This is a genomic window from Pseudomonas sp. PS01298 (assembly GCF_029959745.1).
Taxonomy (GTDB): Bacteria; Pseudomonadota; Gammaproteobacteria; order Pseudomonadales; family Pseudomonadaceae; genus Aquipseudomonas; species Aquipseudomonas aylmerensis.
Genome location: NZ_JASCPP010000109.1, coordinates 1 through 20,169 on the forward strand (window position 1 = coordinate 1; position 20,169 = coordinate 20,169).

The 20,169-nt window shown below is 62.7% G+C and carries 15 protein-coding genes and 1 pseudogene; 12 read left to right on the forward strand and 4 right to left on the reverse strand.

From position 1 onward, the window contains the following. Positions 1 to 246: 246 nt before the first annotated feature. On the reverse strand, positions 247 to 1,032 hold the full coding sequence (locus QMX97_RS26580) for a helix-turn-helix transcriptional regulator (RefSeq protein WP_106803911.1): 786 nt from the start codon (positions 1,030 to 1,032) through the stop codon (positions 247 to 249). A 199-nt stretch (positions 1,033 to 1,231) separates the two neighbouring features. Here QMX97_RS26580 and QMX97_RS26585 point away from each other — a divergent pair, with 199 nt between their 5' ends. From QMX97_RS26585 to QMX97_RS26625, 9 genes and pseudogenes are all read left to right on the forward strand, one after another. Next, positions 1,232 to 2,596, forward strand: coding sequence for an APC family permease (locus QMX97_RS26585; protein ID WP_065905113.1), 1,365 nt, complete (start codon positions 1,232 to 1,234; stop codon positions 2,594 to 2,596). Positions 2,597 to 2,605: 9 nt separating this feature from the next. Then, on the forward strand, positions 2,606 to 3,709 hold the full coding sequence (locus QMX97_RS26590; protein WP_282397875.1) for a P1 family peptidase: 1,104 nt from the start codon (positions 2,606 to 2,608) through the stop codon (positions 3,707 to 3,709). A 366-nt stretch (positions 3,710 to 4,075) separates the two neighbouring features. After that, positions 4,076 to 5,509 carry a serralysin family metalloprotease gene (locus tag QMX97_RS26595; protein WP_065905116.1) on the forward strand — a complete coding sequence of 478 codons (1,434 nt, stop codon included), beginning with the start codon at positions 4,076 to 4,078 and terminating at the stop codon, positions 5,507 to 5,509. Positions 5,510 to 5,558: 49 nt separating this feature from the next. Next, on the forward strand, positions 5,559 to 5,927 hold the full coding sequence (locus tag QMX97_RS26600) for a protease inhibitor Inh/omp19 family protein (RefSeq protein WP_282397876.1): 369 nt from the start codon (positions 5,559 to 5,561) through the stop codon (positions 5,925 to 5,927). Positions 5,928 to 6,028: 101 nt separating this feature from the next. Beyond that, positions 6,029 to 7,780 (forward strand): type I secretion system permease/ATPase, encoded by a 1,752-nt coding sequence (locus QMX97_RS26605; protein ID WP_282397877.1) that lies wholly within the window; start codon positions 6,029 to 6,031, stop codon positions 7,778 to 7,780. Further along, complete coding sequence (locus QMX97_RS26610; RefSeq protein WP_120448556.1) at positions 7,777 to 9,078, forward strand: HlyD family type I secretion periplasmic adaptor subunit; 1,302 nt, start codon at positions 7,777 to 7,779, stop codon at positions 9,076 to 9,078. The genes QMX97_RS26605 and QMX97_RS26610 overlap by 4 nt, the downstream gene beginning before the upstream one ends. A 2-nt stretch (positions 9,079 to 9,080) precedes the next feature. Then, positions 9,081 to 10,406 (forward strand): annotated as a pseudogene (locus tag QMX97_RS26615) (TolC family outer membrane protein); the annotation flags it as partial. Between the two features lie 148 nt (positions 10,407 to 10,554). Continuing rightward, positions 10,555 to 11,985 (forward strand): lipase, encoded by a 1,431-nt coding sequence (locus QMX97_RS26620; RefSeq protein WP_282397879.1) that lies wholly within the window; start codon positions 10,555 to 10,557, stop codon positions 11,983 to 11,985. A gap of 85 nt (positions 11,986 to 12,070) precedes the next feature. Next, a complete protein-coding gene (locus QMX97_RS26625; protein ID WP_162946084.1) occupies positions 12,071 to 12,235 on the forward strand; it encodes a hypothetical protein in 165 nt (54 codons plus the stop codon). A gap of 42 nt (positions 12,236 to 12,277) precedes the next feature. Here QMX97_RS26625 and QMX97_RS26630 read toward each other — a convergent pair whose 3' ends face one another. After that, on the reverse strand, positions 12,278 to 12,502 hold the full coding sequence (locus tag QMX97_RS26630; RefSeq protein ID WP_282397880.1) for a YgdI/YgdR family lipoprotein: 225 nt from the start codon (positions 12,500 to 12,502) through the stop codon (positions 12,278 to 12,280). A gap of 185 nt (positions 12,503 to 12,687) precedes the next feature. On the opposite strand from QMX97_RS26630, the gene QMX97_RS26635 reads away from it, so the two are divergent. From QMX97_RS26635 to QMX97_RS26645, 3 genes are all read left to right on the forward strand, one after another. After that, a complete protein-coding gene (locus QMX97_RS26635) occupies positions 12,688 to 14,337 on the forward strand; it encodes a VRR-NUC domain-containing protein (RefSeq protein ID WP_282397881.1) in 1,650 nt (549 codons plus the stop codon). Continuing rightward, positions 14,334 to 16,598 (forward strand): ATP-dependent DNA helicase, encoded by a 2,265-nt coding sequence (locus QMX97_RS26640; RefSeq protein WP_282397882.1) that lies wholly within the window; start codon positions 14,334 to 14,336, stop codon positions 16,596 to 16,598. The genes QMX97_RS26635 and QMX97_RS26640 overlap by 4 nt, the downstream gene beginning before the upstream one ends. 190 nt (positions 16,599 to 16,788) lie before the next feature. Further along, on the forward strand, positions 16,789 to 17,730 hold the full coding sequence (locus tag QMX97_RS26645; RefSeq protein WP_282397883.1) for an alpha/beta hydrolase: 942 nt from the start codon (positions 16,789 to 16,791) through the stop codon (positions 17,728 to 17,730). Here the strand turns inward: QMX97_RS26645 and QMX97_RS26650 are convergent. After that, on the reverse strand, positions 17,693 to 19,159 hold the full coding sequence (locus QMX97_RS26650) for a HAMP domain-containing sensor histidine kinase (protein ID WP_282397884.1): 1,467 nt from the start codon (positions 19,157 to 19,159) through the stop codon (positions 17,693 to 17,695). The genes QMX97_RS26645 and QMX97_RS26650 overlap by 38 nt on opposite strands. Further along, positions 19,156 to 19,866: a response regulator transcription factor gene (locus QMX97_RS26655; RefSeq protein WP_282397885.1), complete on the reverse strand. Its 711-nt coding sequence runs from the start codon at positions 19,864 to 19,866 to the stop codon at positions 19,156 to 19,158. Before QMX97_RS26655 ends, QMX97_RS26650 begins: the two co-directional genes overlap by 4 nt. Positions 19,867 to 20,169: the final 303 nt, after the last annotated feature.

The window sequence follows — 20,169 nt, forward strand, 5'->3', positions numbered from 1 at the left end:
CGGGTTTAGTGGGGCGCGCGGGCTTGCCCCGCGTTGGGCTGCGCAGCAGCCCCAAAACCAGCCTCAGAGGAGTACCTGATACACCGCATGCTCACTGAATGGGGCTGCTTCGCAGCCCAACGCGGGCGGTGCGACGATTCGACAAGCCCGCTCACCACAAAAGAAGGGAAAAGCCAGCTTCTGATAGGGCCACCATCAAACCCCACCTCACACAACACCCCGCCCATTCATCCCTGAGCCCCTGGCTCAGGGATTTTCCAGATCATGCCCCAACGACTGGATAAACAACGAAAACAGCTCCGGCTGTGACGAAATATCCAGCTTCGCGTACAGATGCCGACGGTGCACCTTCACCGTGTCCGGCGAGATGTTCAACCTTTCCGCCATGGCCTTGGAAGAGAACCCGCGCAGCACCAGGCGGGCGATTTCCAGTTCGCGGTCCGACAGCACGCCGCAGCCGAACTGGCTCAGCGCATCGCGAATCTGGCTGTCCATGGCCGGCGCGCGCTGGGTGCTCTGCTGCCAGTGCTGTTGCATCAATGGCAACACCCACGCCGCCAAGGTGGTCATCAGCCCGGTCTCATCGGCGCTGAAGCGCCTTTGCATCCCCAGCGACAACGACAACGTGCCCGCCCCAGGCAGTTGCAGGATGAATTGCACCTCGTCTTCCAGCACGTTGTCGTGGAAGTAATTGAGGAAGTATTCACTCTGGCGAAAATGGTCCGGCGCCACTTCTTCCAGGCGGTACACGCCGCTGGCGTAGCCTTCGCGGCAAGCCTGGAAGAATGGGTCGAGCAGGTACAAGCCATTGAGGTACACCAGCATCGACGCCGGCTTGCTGCTGGGCTGGGCGTCGTATTCTTCCAGGGCCTGGGGGGCGCCCTCCACGGGATAGTAAATCGCCAGGGCGTTATCGAACGGCAAACACTGGTGCAGCAACAGCACCAGCTGTTTCCAGAAACGCTCGGTGCCGATGTGCGCGACGGTGCGGCCCAGCCCTGCGTGCATGCCGACTTCCCGGAACAGGCTCATGTAACAGGCTCCCGCCAGCAAAAGATCGACCAAGGGTTCGGCTTTTGTCGGGTGCCGTCAAGGGGAGTACGCCAATAGGGGAATTGGCTGACATAAACCCAGCGTTTACCTTCGCCATTATCCAGTGGGAAACATATCCCGCGATATTCAGACTTTTCGTTTCTGCCTCACACCAAGAACAACGACAGAGGATAACGATATGAGCACTTCACCCACGCCCGACGGCGTGCTGAAACCGACCCTGAGTGTCTTCGATGTGGTGGCCATCACCGTGTCGGCGGTGACGCCCGCCAGTTCCGTCTTCGTGATTGCGCCCTTTGCCATCCAACAGGCCGGCAGCGGGGTGTTCCTGGCGTTTGTGATGGCCGGGCTGCTGGCGTTGATGTTCGCCTTTTGCTACGCCGAACTGGGGCGTGCCCACAACAGTGCGGGCGGTGAATATGTGTATGCCAAGCGGGTGTTTGGGGGCATGGCCGGCTATGCGACGTTTCTGACGGTGCTGGTGATGTTGCTGTTTATCCCGCCGGTATTGGCCACGGGCGCCGCGACCTACCTGAACAACGCGCTGGGCACGCATTTCGACGCACAGACCGTCGCCTTGGTGATTGTGGTGTGCAGTTACGCGCTGGGCATCCTCAATATCAAGCTCAATGCCTGGATCACCGGCACGTGCCTGCTGTTGGAAGTCGCGGCGTTGCTGGTGATCGTGGTGATCGGCTTTGGCAACCCGGTGCAGCCCGCCAGTGTGCTGTTCCAACCGCAGATCGTCGAAAACGGCGTGTTGCACCTGGCGCCCTGGGCCTTGGTGATCGGCGCGGTGGGCATTGGTCTGTTTTCCTACAACGGCTATGGCCCGGCGGTGTTGCTCGCCGAAGACATGAAGTGCGGCGGCAAGGGCGTGCACAAGGCGGTGTTGTGGTCCCTGGGGCTGGTGGTCGTGATCGAGCTGGTGCCGATTACCGCGCTGTTGATCGGCGCGCCGTCGCTGAGCGCGATGATCAGCAGCCCGGACCCGATCGGCTATCTGCTGACCAGCCATGGCAACGAAACCCTGTCGCGACTGGTCAGCGCGGGGATCTTCCTGTCGGTGTTCAATGCCATCGTCGCCATCGTGATCCAGATCGGTCGCGTGGTGTTCAGCAGCGGGCGGGATGCGCTGTGGACGCCTACCATCAATAAGCTGTTCACCCGCATCCATCCGCGCTGGGATTCGCCTTGGCTGGCCACGCTGTTCCTGGCGATCCCGTCGGCGCTGCTGAGCTTCAGCTCCAACCTGGCCGATCTCACCTCGTTCAGCGTGCTGCTGATCATGCTGGTGTACCTGGTGGTGGCGTTGAGCGCGCTGATGAGCCGCGTGCTGCTGCGCGACCGCGAGCACCCTTATCGCATGCCGCTGTGGCCGCTGCCGGCGCTGGTGGCCGTGCTGGGCGCCGGGTACCTGTTAGTGACCTTGCTGGTGGCAGCCTCGGTGCGCGACATCATGATCATCATCGGCTTGCTGGCCTTGTCGGTGATTCTGTATTGCATCAGTGGCCGGTTGAGTCCGGCGTTCCAGAAATTGTAAGGAGTGGTTATGCGTGCACGTCAACTAGGCATCACTTTGGGGCTGGGTGTCCCCGGCGAATTGAATGCCATCACCGATGTACCCGGGGTGCGGGTCGGCCACAGTACGCTCAACACGCGCATTGATGGCAAGCAGGTGCGCACCGGGGTGACCGTGGTGCAGCCACGGGCCGGGGAGGCGCGCCAGCAACCGTGCTTTGCCGGTTACCACGTGCTCAATGGCAATGGCGATGCCACCGGCCTGGAGTGGATCAGCGAGGCGGGCCTGTTGACCACGCCGCTGGCCATCACCAACACCCACAGCATCGGCATTGTGCGCGACACATTGATCGCCCTGGAGCGCGAGCGCCTGGCGGACCCGGCGGTGTACTGGTGCATGCCGGTGGTGATGGAAACCTACGATGGCCTGCTCAATGACATCTGGGGCCAGCACGTAAAGCCTGCGCATGTGCGCGAGGCGCTGGATAACGCCGCCGGTGGCCCGGTGCAGGAGGGTGCCGTCGGCGGTGGTACGGGGATGATCTGCCATGAATTCAAGGGCGGCATCGGCAGCGCCTCGCGCTGCTTGCCGGCGGAGCAGGGTGGCTGGACCGTCGGCGTGCTGGTGCAGGCCAACCATGGTAAACGCCAGGAATTGCGCGTCGACGGCTACCCGGTGGGGCGTCAGTTGCTGGATATCCCCTCGCCGTTTGCCGAGCGCGGCACGCCGGGGATGGGCTCGATCGTGGTGATCATCGCCACGGACGCACCCTTGCTGCCCCATCAGTGCCAGCGCCTGGCGCAACGCGCATCCATCGGCATCGCGCGCACCGGCGGCGGTACCGAGGATTCCAGCGGCGACCTGTTCCTGGCGTTCGCCACCGGCAACCACGATTTGCCGCCCGCCGATTACGCGCGCAAGGACCTGCCGCTGAGCAGCGCACTGCAGATGGTCAACAACGATCATATTTCGCCGCTGTTCAGCGCGGCCGCCGAGGCGGTGGAGGAAGCCATCATCAACGCGATCCTGGCCGGGGAGGACATGCTGACCGACGCCGGCGTGAAAGTGCCTGGACTGGGCGCCGAAACATTGTTGGAAGCACTCAGCAAGACCGGCTGGCGTCTGCCCCGGTAATACGGGACGCACAGGATTAATACGTTAAGGTAATGGCGATTTAGTGTTGTGAATGACACCCTGCCAATATATTGGATCCATTAATTAAGCGGGCCGCCCAAGTTGGGCGGCTTTACTGCTATTTAATATTTAAATAACGGGCGCTGTCTTTTGTCCGACAAAAACTCGCCGGCCCAATAAATACGGCCTTGAACTTCTGAAAGTTGCTGGCGTGCCACTGTTTTGCCAAAGAAATACAAGTGGACGAAAGATTTCAAGTTGTGTCAGTTTTCTTACGCCTTCAAAAGAGGCGAGTGATAGGACGATCTCGCCCGCGGGGTTCCTATCGATCAAAACTGATGCATTTGCAAACAAGGAAGTACGTTTATGTCAAAAGTAAAAGAGCAGGCTATTGTGTCGGCGGCGCAAGTCAGCACGGCGTATTCGCAAATCGATAGCTTCAGCCATTTGTATGACCGTGGCGGCAACCTCACGGTCAATGGCAAACCGTCCTATTCCGTCGATCAGGCAGCCACCCAGCTGCTGCGCGACGGCGCTGCATACCGGGACGTGAACGGTAACGGCAAGATCGACCTGACCTACACCTTCCTGACCTCGGCTTCCTCGAGCACCCTGAACAAACACGGGATCTCGGGTTTCAGCCAGTTCAACGCCCAGCAGAAAGACCAGGCGGTACTGGCGATGCAATCCTGGTCGGACGTGGCCAACGTGACCTTCACTGAGAAGGCCACCGGCGGCGATACCCACATGACCTTCGGCAACTACAGCGGCGGCCAGGACGGCGCGGCGGCCTTCGCCTACCTGCCCGGCACCGGCGCGGGCTACGACGGCACCTCGTGGTACCTGACCAACAGCAGCTACACGCCCAACAAGACGCCGGACCTCAACAACTACGGCCGGCAGACCCTGACCCACGAAATCGGCCACACCCTGGGCCTGGCTCACCCTGGCGACTACAACGCCGGGAATGGCAACCCGACCTACAACGACGCGACCTATGGACAGGACACGCGCGGCTACAGCGTCATGAGTTACTGGAGTGAGAGCAACACCAACCAGAACTTCAGCAAAGGCGGGGTCGAGGCCTATGCGTCGGGCCCGTTGCTGGACGACATTGCGGCGATCCAGAAGCTCTACGGTGCCAACTACAACACCCGCGCCGGCGACACCACCTACGGCTTCAACTCCAACACCGGGCGTGATTTCTACAGCGCCACCTCGAATGCCGACAAGCTGGTGTTCTCGGTGTGGGACGGGGGCGGCAACGATACCCTGGACTTCTCCGGTTTTACCCAGAACCAGAAGATCAACCTCAATGAGGCGTCGTTTTCCGATGTCGGCGGCCTGGTGGGCAACGTGTCCATCGCCAAGGGCGTGACCATCGAGAACGCGTTCGGCGGTGCCGGCAACGACCTGATCATCGGCAATAACGCGGCCAATGTGATCAAGGGTGGTGCCGGCAACGACATCATCTACGGCGGTGGGGGTGCCGACCAACTGTGGGGCGGCGCGGGCAATGACACCTTTGTGTTCGGCGCCAGCTCCGACTCCAAGCCGGGTGCGGCAGACAAGATCTTTGACTTTACCTCGGGTTCGGACAAGATCGACCTCAGCGGCATCACCAAAGGCGCGGGCCTGACCTTCGTCAATGCCTTCACCGGGCATGCCGGCGATGCTGTACTGACCTACGCGGCAGGCACCAACCTGGGGACCCTGGCGGTCGACTTCTCCGGTCACGGCGTGGCGGATTTCCTCGTCACCACCGTAGGCCAGGCGGCCGTCAGCGACATCGTGGCCTGATGCACGAGCGCGGCGCTTCGGCGCCGCGCTTTGAGGATGGAGCCGCTCAATGAAAGGTTTTTTTCAATCGATCGCCTGCGCTGTGCAGGTGATAGTCGTGTCGGCAGGAGCCCACGCAATGGCGAGCAGTCTTGTATTACCCAACAGCGCCGAACTGGCCGGGCACTGGCAGTTGCACCAGGCGGATCAGGTCTGCGCCCTCGACCTGCTGGAACAGGCCAACGCCCTGGGCGGCGACGTGGCGTGCGTGGCGCAATGGCTGGGGGACACGCCCCGGACCTGGTCGCCGACCCCCGACGGCATCTGGCTGATGAACGCCGAAGGCAGCGGGATAACCCATTTGAATCGCCAGAAAGAAGGCGAATACCAGGGGCGCACGGCGTCCGGTGCCGTGGTGGTATTACATCGCGCGCCTTAGTTGCCGTTATAACGCTATAACCCAAGTTTATTAGTTGGCCGCTCCTGATCGGGGTGCGGGCAACTATTGCGTGTCGTTTGGTTCAAGGAAGATAAACCACTATGGCCAAGCCTATTGCCGTGGCGCCTTTATTCAAGGCGCTGGGTGAATACAAGAGCATCCTGATCAGTGTCGGCTGTTTTACCGCGCTGATTAACCTGTTGATGCTGGTGCCGTCGATTTACATGCTGCAAGTGTATGACCGCGTGCTGTCCTCGCAGAATGAAACCACCCTGGTCATGTTGACGCTGATGGTCGTGGGGTTCTTTGCGTTTATTGGCACACTGGAAGTTATCCGCAGTTTCATCGTGATTCGTATTGGCAGCCAGTTGGAACGCCGTTTCAACTTGCGCGTGTACAAGGCCGCCTTTGAACGCAACCTGCAACGCGGCCAGGGGCATGCCGGCCAGGCGCTGGGCGACTTGACCCTGTTGCGCCAGTTCATCACCGGCCCGGCGCTGTTCGCATTTTTCGATGCGCCGTGGTTTCCCCTCTACCTGCTGGTGATTTTCCTCTTCAACGTGTGGCTCGGGGTCCTGGCCACGGCGGGTGCGGTGCTGCTGATCGGCCTGGCGTGCCTCAACGAATACCTGACTAAAAAGCCCTTGGGCGAAGCCGGCGCCTATTCCCAGCAATCGAGCCAACTGGCCACCAGCCATTTGCACAACGCCGAGACCATCCAGGCCATGGGCATGCTCGGTGCCCTGCGCAAACGCTGGTTTGCCGTGCATTCGCAATTTCTGGGGTTGCAGAACACCGCCAGCGACACCGGTTCGGTGATCACGTCCTTGAGCAAATCCCTGCGCCTGTGCCTGCAGTCACTGGTGTTGGGCCTGGGCGCATTGCTGGTGATCAAGGGCGATATGACTGCCGGGATGATGATCGCAGGCTCCATCCTGATGGGCCGCGTATTGAGCCCCATCGACCAGTTGATCGCGGTGTGGAAACAGTGGAGTTCGGCCAAGTTGGCCTACCAGCGCCTGGACGATCTGCTGCGTGAATTCCCTCCCGACAGCGAGCCGATGAAACTCCCGGCGCCCCACGGCCAGGTGAGCTTCGAGCAGGTCAGCGCGGGGCCACCCGGACGGCGCACGCCGACCCTGCATCAGGTCAGCTTCACCCTGGGCGCCGGCGAAGTCCTCGGCGTGCTCGGCGCTTCCGGTTCCGGCAAATCCACCCTGGCCCGCGTGCTGGTGGGGGTGTGGCCAACCCTGGGCGGCACCGTGCGCCTGGATGGCGCCGACATCCATCGCTGGGACCGCGAAGACCTCGGCCCGCACATTGGCTATCTGCCCCAGGACATCGAATTGTTCAGCGGCAGCATCGCCGACAATATCGCGCGTTTTCGCCAGGCCGATCCGGCCTTGGTCGTGCAGGCTGCGCAACAGGCCGGCGTACATGAGCTGATTCTGCGCCTGCCGCACGGCTACGACACGCTGCTCGGCGACAACGGCGGCGGCCTCTCTGGTGGGCAGAAGCAGCGGGTGGCACTGGCCCGTGCCCTGTATGGCGGGCCGCGCCTGATCGTGCTGGATGAGCCCAACTCCAACCTCGACACCGTCGGCGAAGCGGCCCTGGCCAGCGCCATTGTGCAGATGAAAGCCCAAGGCAGCAGCGTGGTACTGGTCACCCATCGCTCTTCGGCCTTGGCCCAGGTCGACAAATTGCTGGTGCTCAACGAAGGCCGCCTGCAGGCGTTCGGCCCGAGCCAGGAGGTGTTGCGCGCATTGTCCGGCCAGCCGGAAGCGCCGAAGGAAAGGCCCGGTGTGAGTTTCAGTCGTCAGTATCAAGCGGGAAGGAATCCAGGCGCATGAGCAGTCTCACTTTTGAACAACGTGACGCGCGGTTCTTCGTGCGCATGGGCTGGTTGCTGACCGTGGTCGGCGCCGGTGGATTTTTCCTCTGGGCCAGCCTGGCGCCGCTGGACCAGGGCATTCCGGTGCAAGGCACCGTCGTGGTCTCGGGCAAGCGCAAAGCGGTGCAAACCTTCAGCCCGGGCGTGGTCAGCCGGATTCTGGTGCGCGAGGGCGAAACGGTTAAACAAGGCCAGCCGCTGTTTCGCCTCGACCAGACCCAGAACCAGGCTGATGTGCAGTCGCTGCAAGCCCAGTACCGCCTGGCCTGGGCCAGCGTGGCGCGTTGGCAGAGCGAGCGCGACAACCGTTCCAGCATCCACTTTCCCGCCGAGCTGAGCAGCAACCCCGATCCGGCCCTGGCCCTGGTGCTGGAAGGCCAGCGCCAACTGTTCAGCAGCCGCCGCGAAGCCTTTGCCCGTGAGCAGGCGGGGATCCGCGCGAACATCGACGGCGCTACTGCGCAACTCGGCGGCATGCGCCGGGCCCGCAGCGACCTGACCGCCCAGGCCCAATCCCTGCGTGATCAACTGAGCAACCTGCAGCCGCTGGCCGACAATGGCTACATCCCGCGCAACCGCCTGATGGAGTACCAGCGCCAGCTGTCCCAGGTGCAGCAGGACCTGGCGCAGAACACCGGTGAAAGCGGCCGCGTCGAGCAGGGCATTCTCGAATCGCGCCTGAAACTGCAGCAGCACAGCGAGGAATATCAAAAGGAAGTGCGCAGCCAATTGGCCGACGCTCAACTGCGCAGCCTCACGCTGGAACAGCAACTCACCTCGGCCGGGTTCGACTTGCAACACAGTGAAATCAACGCGCCGGCCGATGGTATTGCCGTCAACCTCGGCGTGCACACCGAAGGCGCCGTGGTGCGCGCCGGTGAAACCCTGTTGGAAATCGTGCCCCAGGGCACGCGCCTGGAAGTCGAGGGGCACTTGCCGGTGCACCTGGTGGACAAGGTCGGCACGCACCTGCCGGTCGACATCCTGTTCACCGCCTTCAACCAGAGCCGCACACCACGCGTGCCGGGGGAGGTCAGCCTGATCTCCGCCGACCAGATGCTCGATGAAAAAACCGGTGCGCCGTATTACGTGCTGCGCACCACGCTCAGCGACGCGGCCGAGCAAAAACTGCAGGGCCTGGTGATCAAGCCGGGCATGCCGGCCGAGATGTTCGTGCGCACCGGCGAGCGCTCGCTGCTCAATTACCTGTTCAAGCCGCTGCTGGACCGCGCCGGCTCCGCGCTGACCGAGGAATGAGCATGAGATCGCTGCTTATTGCCGTGTTATTCAGCTGCGCCAGCGCTCACGCCGCCATGGGCCCGTTCGACGTCTACGAGCAGGCCCTGCGCAACGATCCGGTGTTTCTCGGCGCCATCAAGGAGCGCGACGCCGGCCTGGAGAACCGCACCATCGGCCGCGCCGGGCTGCTGCCCAAGCTGTCCTACAACTACAACAAGGGCCGCAACAATTCCCAGGCCACCTTGCCTGACGGGCGCGGCGGCAATTATCACGACGACCGCAACTACAACAGTTACGGCTCGACCTTCAGCCTGCAGCAGCCGCTGTTCGACTACGAGGCCTACGCCAACTACCGCAAAGGCGTGGCCCAGGCGTTGTTCGCCGATGAAAGCTTTCGCGACAAGAGCCAGGCGCTGCTGGTGCGGGTGCTGACCTATTACACCCAGGCGCTGTTTGCCCAGGACCAGATCGACATCGCCCGGGCCAAGAAGAAGGCCTTCGAACAGCAGTTCCAGCAGAACCGGCACCTGTTCGAGCAGGGCGAGGGCACCCGCACCGATATTCTCGAAGCCGAGTCGCGTTATGAGCTGGCCACGGCCGAGGAGATCGAGGCGCTGGACGAGCAGGACGCCGCCCTGCGCGAGCTGGGGGCGTTGATCGGAGTACAGAGCGTCAACATCGACGACCTGGCGCCGCTGAGCCCTGGTTTCGCCGCCTTCAGCTTGAGCCCGGCCAACTACGACACCTGGCACGAGTTGGCGATCAGCAATAACCCCACGCTGGCGTCCCAGCGCCAGGCCCTGGAAGTGGCGCGCTACGAAGTGGAGCGCAACCGCGCCGGGCACCTGCCGAAAGTCACCGCCTATGCGAGTTCGCGCCAGCAGGAGTCGGACAGCGGCAACACCTACAACCAGCGCTATGACACCAACACCATCGGCGTCGAAGTCAGCCTGCCGTTGTATGCCGGTGGCGGCGTCTCGGCGTCCACTCGCCAGGCCAGCCGCGCCATGGAGCAGGCCGAGTACGAGCTGGAAGGCAAGACGCGCGAGACCTTGATCGAACTGCGTCGCCAATTCAGCGCGTGCTTGTCCGGGGTGAGTAAGTTGCGCGCGTACCAGAAGGCGCTGACGTCGGCCGAAGCGTTGGTGGTGTCGACCCGGCAAAGCATCCTTGGCGGTGAGCGGGTCAATCTCGATGCGTTGAATGCCGAGCAGCAGCTGTACAGCACACGCCGAGACCTGGCCCAGGCGCGGTATGACTACTTGATGGCCTGGACCAAGCTGCATTACTACGCCGGCAATTTGCGCGACACCGACCTGGCCAAGGTAGACGAAGCCTTCGGGCCCAAGAGGATCGAGCCTCCCGCTGCAGACAAGCCCCCTGAGGCAAGCCGACCCCCTGTGGCGAGCGGGCTTGCCCCGCGTTGGGCTGCGCAGCAGCCCCAATAAAACCACACAATCTCCGGCCAATTCCAACAACAAGAGAGACAAGACCATGGGTGTATTTGACTACAAAAACCTCGGCACCGAAGCCAGCAAAACCTTGTTCGCCGATGCCACCGCAATCACGTTGTATACCTATCACAACCTGGATAACGGCTTCGCGGTCGGCTATCAGCAACATGGCCTGGGGCTCGGCCTGCCGGCCACACTGGTCGGGGCGTTGCTCGGCAGCACAGACTCCCAGGGAGTGATCCCCGGCATTCCCTGGAACCCCGACTCGGAAAAGGCCGCCCTGGACGCGGTGCACGCAGCCGGTTGGACGCCAATCAGCGCCAGCGCACTGGGCTACGGCGGCAAGGTGGATGCGCGGGGCACTTTTTTTGGCGAGAAGGCCGGCTACACCACGGCCCAGGCCGAAGTGCTGGGCAAGTACGATGACGCCGGCAAACTGCTTGAAATCGGCATCGGTTTTCGTGGCACCTCGGGCCCTCGGGAAAGCCTGATTACCGACTCCATCGGCGATCTGGTCAGCGACCTGCTCGCCGCACTGGGCCCCAAGGACTATGCGAAAAACTATGCCGGCGAAGCGTTTGGCGGCTTGCTCGAGACGGTGGCCGACTATGCCGGCGCCCATGGCCTGAGTGGCAAGGATGTGCTGGTCAGCGGCCACAGCCTGGGCGGCCTGGCGGTCAACAGCATGGCCGACCTGAGCACCAGCAAGTGGGCGGGTTTCTACAAGGACGCCAACTACCTGGCCTACGCCTCGCCCACCCAGAGCGCCGGCGATAAGGTCCTGAATATCGGCTACGAAAACGACCCGGTGTTCCGTGCGCTGGACGGCTCCGCCTTCAACCTGTCGTCCCTCGGCGTGCATGACAAGCCCCACGAGTCGACCACCGACAACATCGTCAGCTTCAACGACCACTACGCCTCGACGCTGTGGAATGTGCTGCCGTTTTCCATCGCCAACCTGTCGACCTGGGTGTCGCATTTGCCCAGCGCTTACGGCGACGGCATGACGCGTGTGCTGGAATCGGGGTTCTACGGGCAGATGACCCGTGACTCGACGATTATCGTCGCCAACCTGTCCGACCCGGCGCGCGCCAACACCTGGGTCCAGGACCTCAACCGCAATGCCGAGCCGCACACAGGCAATACCTTCATCATCGGCAGCGACGGCAATGACCTGATCCAGGGCGGCAAGGGCGCGGACTTCATCGAAGGCGGCAAGGGCAATGACACGATCCGCGACAACAGCGGGCACAACACCTTTTTGTTCAGCGGGCATTTTGGCCAGGATCGGATTATCGGCTACCAGCCGACCGACAAGCTGGTGTTCCAGGGCGCCGACGGCAGCACCGACCTGCGCGACCACGCGAAGGCCGTGGGTGCCGATACGGTACTGAGTTTTGGCGCCGACTCGGTGACCCTGGTCGGTGTCGGGCTGGGCGGCCTGTGGAGCGAGGGTGTGCTGATCAGTTGAGGAGGGCGCGACGGATTATCGGCGGTCCATGCGTTTAACGGTTACCTGCGAGGTGTATCGCCTGTTGCCGTACGAGGGTTTGAGCATGTCCCGACTTCGATTGTTGCTGTGTGCCGTGGTGTTGGGGTTGAGTGGGTGTGCGGTGTACCCGGCCTATCCAGGCCCATGTTGCTACCGCCCGTACTACCACTCCTACTATTACCATCCTTACTATCGCCCGTATTACTACCATCCGTACTACCGGTATTGATCGGTCCCAACAAAAAGCCCCGCATTGCGGGGCTTTTTCATCTCAGTCTTCCTTGCGCACCGTGGCGACATCATCGGCCTTGACCCGGATGTGCTTGCCGGCAATGTCGGTGAATTCGTAGAAACCGTCGGCGGTCTTGGTCTTGGGGGTGTCCTTGGTCAAATACTGCGTGCCGTTTTGCAGCGTCACTACGGTTTGCGTCGCGCAACCGGCCAATAGCAGAAAAGTGAGTGCAACCAGTGGCAGACCCAAATTCTTCATGTTCATAACCCTTACCTTTAACCCTGAAAAAACCACGCCAGGGGCGTGGGCCACAAATGTTACGCCATCGACTCACCCATCTGATCACTTTTATACAAAAAGTTGCCTGCGCCATTTATCTATTAGCGATTGCCACCAGGCTTTTGCGACGGCACTCTGTATGCATAAACAGTATTTGATCAAAGCGCGCCATGGCCAATCCCCTCGAAGACCCGCTCTATTACCTGCATAACTTCCGCCAGGTCCTGCAATGGCTGGAGCAACGCTATGCCGACCTGCTGGATACTGACGAACAGCATTTCATTCAGCAATTTGACAGGTTGCCGCAAGCCTCCCAGGCGTTGCTGGTGCGCATGGTGATGCGCAAAGGTGTGCATTTTCGAGCAGGCAAGCTCAATTACCTGGAGGTCGGTTGTCCGCATGCCGCCGCCGAGCCGTTGCTGGAACTCGGCTGGGTGGATGGGCAGTGCCTGCTGGCCTTCGAGGAGTTGTTCGCCTTGCTGCAAAAAAGCGAACTGTTGGGCGCCTTCAAGCCCTGGATCGAGCAGCCCAGGGGCAAGAAAGCCGATTGGCTGGAGGGCCTGGCCGCCCAGTTCAGCGAGGCACGCAGTTTTGCCGACTGGTGCCCCGACCTTGCCGACCGCCTGTACAGCCTCACCGTCATGGAGCTGTGCGACCGCCTGCGCCTGATGTTCTTCGGCAACCTGCACCAGGACTGGTCCGAGTTCGTGCTGGCTGACTTGGGCATCTACACCTACGAAAAAGTCGAGTTCTGCGCCGAGTCCCGGGGCTTGCGCAGCCGCGACGACGTGCACGGGTTCCTGTTCCTGCACCAATGCCAGCAAGCCTTTGAGGCCGGCGAAGCATTGGCGCAGGTGCTGGCCCAGGTGGCGACGCTGCACACCGACAACCCGTGGCTGGAAAAACGCCGGGCCAAGCTGCTGTTCCAGATCGGCCAGTATTGCGAGCGCAGCGCCGAACTGGACCTGGCGCAGCAGATCTACCGGGGCTGTGCCTATCCGGGCGCCCGCGCGCGGCTGATTCGCGTATTGGAACGCCAGGAGGACTACGCCCAGGCCATGGCCCTGGCGAGTGCCGCGCAACAGGCGCCGGAAAGCGCCGCCGAGCAACAGCACCTGTTGCGCGTATTGCCACGCCTGCGGCGCAAGCTCGGCGCGCCGCCGTTGCCCAAGGCCAAGCCACGCCCCGTTACGCGCCTGGACCTGGCCCTCGCGCTGCCCGAGCCGTTGATGTCGGTGGAGTACTGCGTGCAGGCGCACCTGAGCGAGCCTGATGCGCCGGTGCACTACGTCGAGAACGGGCTGATCAATTCATTGTTCGGCCTGTTGTGCTGGGACGCGATCTTCGCGCCGCTGCCGGGTTCGTTTTTCCACCCGTTCCAGCGCGGCCCGGCGGACCTGCACAGCGAAGACTTCCACCCGCGCCGCGCGGCATTGTTCGCTGCGTGTTTTGCGCAACTGCAGGATGAAGGCTACAAGACCACCATCCGCCAGCGCTTTAGTCAAAAATGGGGAATCCAGTCACCCTTCGTGTTCTGGAACCTGCTCAGTGAAGAGTTGCTGGAGCAGGCATTGGCCTGTTTACCGGCCGAGCACCTGCGCTACTGGTTCGAGCGGCTGTTGCTGGATATCCGCGCCAACCGCACCGGGATGCCGGACCTCATCCAGTTCTGGCCGGCGCAAAAGACCTACCGCATGATCGAGGTCAAGGGCCCCGGCGACCGCCTGCAGGACAACCAGCTGCGTTGGCTGGAGTTCTGCGGTGAATACCAGATGCCGGTCACCGTCTGCTATGTGCGCTGGGCGGAGCACGCCGCTTGAGCTATACCGTGGCCGTGCGCGCCTTGTGTGAGTTCACCGCCAAGGTGGGCGACCTCGACCTGCGGTTTACCCCATCGCCCAGCGCCCAGGAAGGCATTGTCGGCCACCGCACCGTGGCCTCGCGGCGCAGCGCGCACTATCAGAACGAAGTGGCCCTGGAGGGCGAGTACCAGCAGCTCAGGGTACGGGGCAGGGCGGACGGCTATGACCCGGACGCCAATCGCCTGGAAGAGGTCAAGACCTATCGCGGTGATCTCGACGCCCAGCCCGCCAACCATCGGCAGCTGCATTGGGCCCAGGTCAAGGTGTATGGCTGGCTGATGTGCCAGAAGCTCGGCCTCACCGAGATCGACCTGGCGCTGGTGTATTTCGACATCGTCGGCGAGGGCGAAACCCTGCTCAACCAGCGCTTCCAGGCCGCCGAGCTGGAGCCGTTCTTCAACCGGCAATGCGCACTGTTCCTCGGCTGGGCCGAGCAGGAAATGCAGCACCGCGACGCGCGCAACCTGGCGGCGCAAAGCCTGGCCTTTCCGCATGCCGACTTCCGCGCCGGCCAGCGCACCCTTGCCGAATCGGTATACAAGGCGGTCAGCACCGGCCGCTGCCTGATGGCCCAGGCCCCCACGGGGATCGGCAAGACCATCGGCACGGTCTTCCCGCTGCTCAAGGCGCTGGCACCGCAGCAGCTGGACAAGGTGTTTTTCCTGACCGCCAAAACTCCGGGGCGCAAACTCGCGCTCGACGCCTCCCAGGTGCTGTTCGACAGCAGCCCCGACCTGCAATTGCGCGTGTTGGAGCTGGTGGCGCGGGACAAGGCCTGCGAACACCTGGACAAAGCCTGCCATGGTGATTCCTGCCCGTTGGCCAAGGGTTTCTATGATCGACTGCCCGCCGCGCGTACTGCCGCATCCAAGGTGCGCCTGTTGAACCAGCGCAACTTGCGCGAGGTGGCCCTGGCCCATGAGGTATGCCCGTACTACCTGAGCCAGGAGATGGCGCGCTGGGCCGACCTGGTCGTCGCCGACTACAACTACTATTTCGACTTTGGCGCCATGCTGTTCGGCCTCGCCCAACTCAACCAATGGCGAGCGGCGGTGCTGGTGGATGAAGCCCACAACCTGGTGGAGCGTGCCCGTTCGATGTACAGCGCGAGCCTTGACCAATACAGCCTCAAGACCCTGCGCGACATCGCCCCCGAGCCCCTGAAAAAGCCGCTGCAGCGCCTGAACCGTGAATGGAATGCGCTGCACAAGGACCAACTTGCGCCGTACCAGGCCTATGCCGCCCGCCCGGAAAAACTCCTGCAGGCCCTGAGCCTGTGCGCCAGTGCCATGGGCGACTATTTCAATGATCATCCCGAGGCGCTGGCGAGTGACCTGCAAGCCTTCTACTTCGAAGCGCTGCAATTTGCCAAGGTCGCCGAGCTGTTCAACGAGCACTTCATTTTCGATATCAGCAAGCGCCAGTTCAGTGGCAAGCGCAGCAGTTCAACCCTGTGCCTGCGCAATGTGGTGCCCGCCGAATTCATCCGGCCCCGGTTGACGGCGGCGCGCAGCAGCGTGCTGTTTTCCGCGACATTGAGCCCGCGCCACTTCTACGCCGACTTGCTGGGCCTGCCGGCGGACACCGCCTGGATCGACGTCGAATCACCGTTCAAGGCCGAGCAGCTGCGTGTGCGCATCGTCGATGCCATCTCGACCCGGTTTGTGCACCGCGACGCCTCGCTGGAACCCATCGTCGAACTGATCGCCCAGCAGTTCGCACAGCAACCGGGCAACTACCTGGCGTTTTTCTCCAGCTTCGATTACCTGCAGCAGGTCGCACAGCGGCTGGCCGAGCGACACCCGCATATTTCGCTCTGGCAGCAGTCACGCGGCATGGCCGAAGCCGAGCGCCAGGCGTTTCTCGACCAATTCACCGAGCACAGCCAGGGCATCGGCTTCGCCGTGCTCGGCGGCGCATTCGGCGAGGGCATCGATTTGCCCGGCGCCCGCTTGATCGGCGCGTTTATCGCCACCCTGGGCTTGCCGCAATTGAACCCGGTCAATGAGCACATGAAAACGCGCATGGGCGCAATTTTCGGCGCCGGCTACGACTACACCTATCTGTACCCCGGCATTCAAAAAGTCGTGCAGGCCGCGGGCCGGGTGATCCGCAGCCAGCATGACCGTGGCGTGGTGATGCTGATCGATGACCGCTTCGGCGAAGCGCGTGTGCGCCAGTTGTTGCCGCGGTGGTGGGCGCCGGCGACGGTAACCTGAGCGGCTGGCCACGCGCGAGCGTCGGGCCTGGGAATGTGCCTGCCCGCCGTTGGGGCGGCGTTGATGACCGCGCATTTGGCGCAAATGATGCTGGTGCAAATCCTGTGGCTCTATCACTCTGCCTGGGCGCCACTCCGCGCGCCTGTGTCGCGCTGAAGCGCCGAGCGAAACCTACACAAGGAGGCCAGTGATGAACGCTATCGAGCAGGACAGGATCCAGGTCAACGGGATTGAGTTGAGTGTGTACATCGCCGGCCCGGAGCAGGGCCGGCCGATCTGGCTGCTCCACGGTTTTCCCGAGTGCTGGCATTCCTGGCGCGAACAGATCCCCGCGCTGGCGGCGGCTGGGTTCCGGGTGTTTGTCCCGCAAATGCGCGGTTACGGCCAATCGAGTTCGCCGTCCGAGATTGCCGATTATGACGTGCTGACGCTGTGCGCCGATATCCAGCAGGCCATGGATCACTTCGGTCATGCACAGGTGGTGATGGTCGGCCATGACTGGGGCGCCGTGGTGGCCTGGCACCTGGCGTTGCTCGAACCCGAGCGCATTACGCACTTGATCACGTTGTCGGTGCCGTTTGCCGGGCGTGCGCGCCGGCCGGTGATCGAAATCCTGCGTGAGCTGTACGCCGACCGCTTCAATTACATCGTGTACTTCCAGCAACCCGGCGTCGCCGAGCAGGAACTGGACGCGGATATCGAACGTACGCTGCGCTTGTTCATGCAGGATGAAGATTTGTTTTTGCAGAAACGGTCCGCCGACTCAAGCTTGTTCGACGGTGCGCAGCCCCCTGGTCCGCTGCCGGCGTGGTGTTCACGAGAAGACCTGGACGTCTACGTGCAGACCTTCGCCGAGCATGGCTTTCGTGGCCCGCTGAACTGGTATCGCAACTTTGAGCGCAACTGGCAACGCAGCGAGTTCCTGGCCGGCCGGCAGGTGCTGCAACCGACGCTGTTCCTGATCGGCGACCGCGACCCCGTCGGCGTGTTTGAAGCCCTCACCCTCAAGCGGATGCCGGAGTCGGTGCCGAACCTCGAGCAGCAGGTCCTGGCCAATTGCGGTCACTGGATCCAGAACGAGCAAGCTCAGCGGGTCAACGCGTTGATGCTCGGGTTTCTAGGGAAAACGTAAAGGTCGCGCCGTGCCCTGGGCGGTCGACCAGACGAATGCTGCGCCCGTGCAATTGCAGGATGCGGTGCACGATGCGCAGGCCCAGGCCACCGTCGCGCCGCGCGCCGCCGATGGTGAAGGCGCGCAGGAACAAGCCTTCACGCAGTTCGGCGTCGATCCCCGGGCCACTGTCGCTGACGGTTACTGCCACGCCATCGGCGGCCGGCGACAGGATCACCTCGACTTCGCCATTCACCGGTGTATGGCGCAAGGCATTGTCCAGCAGGTTGGTGAGCACGCGTTCGATCAGGCCCAGGTCCGCCAGCACGGTGGGCACCTGCGGGGGTAGGGTGGCAGTCAGGGTGATGGCGCGCGCCTCGGCGGTGAGTTCGAATTTCTGGAAGATGTCCTGCACCAGGTCCGGCAGGGAGAAGCCTTCGATCACTGGCTGCACAAAGCCGTGTTCCAGGCGCACCAACTCCAGCAGCGACTGGGCCAGGCCACCGACCTTGCGACTCTGGTCCAGGGCAATGCCGAGGTAGCGCCGGCGCTCTTCGGGGTTCAGGCTGGCATCCTTGAGCGTCAGGGTTTCCAGGTAGCCATGCAGGGACGCCAGCGGCGTGCGCAGGTCATGGGAGATGTTGGCGACCATTTCCCGGCGTTCCTGGTCCTGATGGGTGATGGCCCGCCACTGTTCGCCCAGGCGGTTTTCCATCTGCACGAAAGCGTGGTCGAGCACGGCGATTTCGTCGCCACTGTCGAGTTCCGGGGTGGCCGATGCCTGGGTTTTCGGCGCGCCGTTGATATCGAACTGACCGACCTTGTCGGTGAGCTGGCGCAACGGCCGGGTGATCCATGCGAAGGCGATGAGCCCCGCCAGCAGGCACAACAGGGCCACCAGGCCGATGGACCACAGCGCTATCTTCAGCGCCATGCCCGTGGCGTCCTTGGCGTCGTACACATCATGGGCTTCGCCGAGCAGCACCACGTAGAGGAAGCCGGTTTGCTGGCCGTTGGCCTTGAGCGGCGCGGCGCTGAACACCTTGCGCCCATCGACGCTGCGCGGGTCATCGCCAAGGATCGGCAGCATGGCGCCGCTGAGGAAGCGCCGGATCGGTGCCAGGTCAACCTGGTCGCGCAGCAGGTGGCCGCTGGGTGCGGCATTGCCGACCACACGGCCGTCGATGTCGAGCAGGTACACCTCGACACTCGGGTTGACCAGCATCAACTGGCTGAACAGGTTGCGCACGGCGTCGGGCTTGAGGCCATCGGCGTCCATCAACTGCGTGTCACGGGCGATATGTGCGGCCAGGTCACGGGACAGGCCTTGCACCACTTCCAGCTCGTGCATGCGGTTGGAGCGCACTTGCAGCCAGGCCGAGGTGCCACTGCAGATCACCAGCAGCACGGCGAACACCACCGACAGGCGCTGGGTCAGGGTCAGCTTCATGGCGGGCTCTCGGCGAACTTGTAGCCACGGCCCCACACCGTGAGGATGCGCGCGGGGTTGGCCGGGTCGGCCTCGACCTTGGCGCGCAGGCGGTTGATATGGGTATTCACCGTGTGTTCATAGCCTTCGTGGCTGTAGCCCCACACGGCGTTGAGCAGGTCCATGCGCGAGAACACCTTGCCGGGCTGGCGCGCGAAGAAATACAGCAGGTCGAATTCCCGTGGGGTGAGGTCCAGGCGCTGGCCTTGCAGCGTCGCGTCACGGGTCAGTGGGTTGATGAACAACTGGCCGAGGTCGAGGCTACCAGCGTCCATCTTCAGGTTGCGTGCCATTGCATCGACCCGGCGCAACAGCGCCTTGACCCGCGCGACCAGCTCCGGCATCGAAAACGGCTTGGCCAGGTAGTCATCCGCGCCCAGCTCCAGGCCGAGGATGCGGTGCAGTTCGCTGGAGCGCGCGCTGGTGATGATGATCGGCGTGTAGCGCGTCATGGCGCGGGCGCGCCGGCAGATTTCCAGGCCGTCGACACCGGGCAGCATCAGGTCGAGTATCGATGCATCCCAACCGCCTTGCTCAAGCAGGCGCAGGCCTTCGTCGCCGTCGGCGCTGTGCACCACGTCGAACTGCTCATCGCGCAGGTGCAGGCAGATCAAGTCGGCAATATGCGCATCGTCCTCGACCACCAGGACACGTTTGGGCTGATCCATGTAAGAGAAACCTTCGCTTGTCGTTCGCGCATTGTGCGGCTTTTGCAACAGTGTAGTTATCACGAATTGTTTAACTCTGCGTGAGGATTCCGCGACCGTAAATCCTCCAACATCCGCCTATCGAAAGAGCGTGGGTTGTGGTGGTTCTGGTTTTGGCTGTGGCAGGGATTGTGGTCGTGGCAGTGACTCTGGCGGTGGTTGTGGTTGTGGTTGTGGTTGTGGCGAGCGGGCTTGCCCCGCGTTGGAGTGCGTAGCGCTCCCGTTTTTTTTGGGGCCGCTGCGCAGCCCAACGCGGGGCAAGCC

Bases quoted from the DNA above. Each gene is read 5' to 3' on its own strand.
- QMX97_RS26580 (WP_106803911.1), bottom strand. From the start codon at position 1,032: ATGAGCCTGTTCCGGGAAGTCGGCATGCACGCAGGGCTGGGCCGCACC.
- QMX97_RS26585 (WP_065905113.1), top strand. From the start codon at position 1,232: ATGAGCACTTCACCCACGCCCGACGGCGTGCTGAAACCGACCCTGAGT.
- QMX97_RS26590 (WP_282397875.1), top strand. From the start codon at position 2,606: ATGCGTGCACGTCAACTAGGCATCACTTTGGGGCTGGGTGTCCCCGGC.
- QMX97_RS26595 (WP_065905116.1), top strand. From the start codon at position 4,076: ATGTCAAAAGTAAAAGAGCAGGCTATTGTGTCGGCGGCGCAAGTCAGC.
- QMX97_RS26600 (WP_282397876.1), top strand. From the start codon at position 5,559: ATGAAAGGTTTTTTTCAATCGATCGCCTGCGCTGTGCAGGTGATAGTC.
- QMX97_RS26605 (WP_282397877.1), top strand. From the start codon at position 6,029: ATGGCCAAGCCTATTGCCGTGGCGCCTTTATTCAAGGCGCTGGGTGAA.
- QMX97_RS26610 (WP_120448556.1), top strand. From the start codon at position 7,777: ATGAGCAGTCTCACTTTTGAACAACGTGACGCGCGGTTCTTCGTGCGC.
- QMX97_RS26620 (WP_282397879.1), top strand. From the start codon at position 10,555: ATGGGTGTATTTGACTACAAAAACCTCGGCACCGAAGCCAGCAAAACC.
- QMX97_RS26625 (WP_162946084.1), top strand. From the start codon at position 12,071: ATGTCCCGACTTCGATTGTTGCTGTGTGCCGTGGTGTTGGGGTTGAGT.
- QMX97_RS26630 (WP_282397880.1), bottom strand. From the start codon at position 12,502: ATGAACATGAAGAATTTGGGTCTGCCACTGGTTGCACTCACTTTTCTG.
- QMX97_RS26635 (WP_282397881.1), top strand. From the start codon at position 12,688: ATGGCCAATCCCCTCGAAGACCCGCTCTATTACCTGCATAACTTCCGC.
- QMX97_RS26645 (WP_282397883.1), top strand. From the start codon at position 16,789: ATGAACGCTATCGAGCAGGACAGGATCCAGGTCAACGGGATTGAGTTG.
- QMX97_RS26650 (WP_282397884.1), bottom strand. From the start codon at position 19,159: ATGAAGCTGACCCTGACCCAGCGCCTGTCGGTGGTGTTCGCCGTGCTG.
- QMX97_RS26655 (WP_282397885.1), bottom strand. From the start codon at position 19,866: ATGGATCAGCCCAAACGTGTCCTGGTGGTCGAGGACGATGCGCATATT.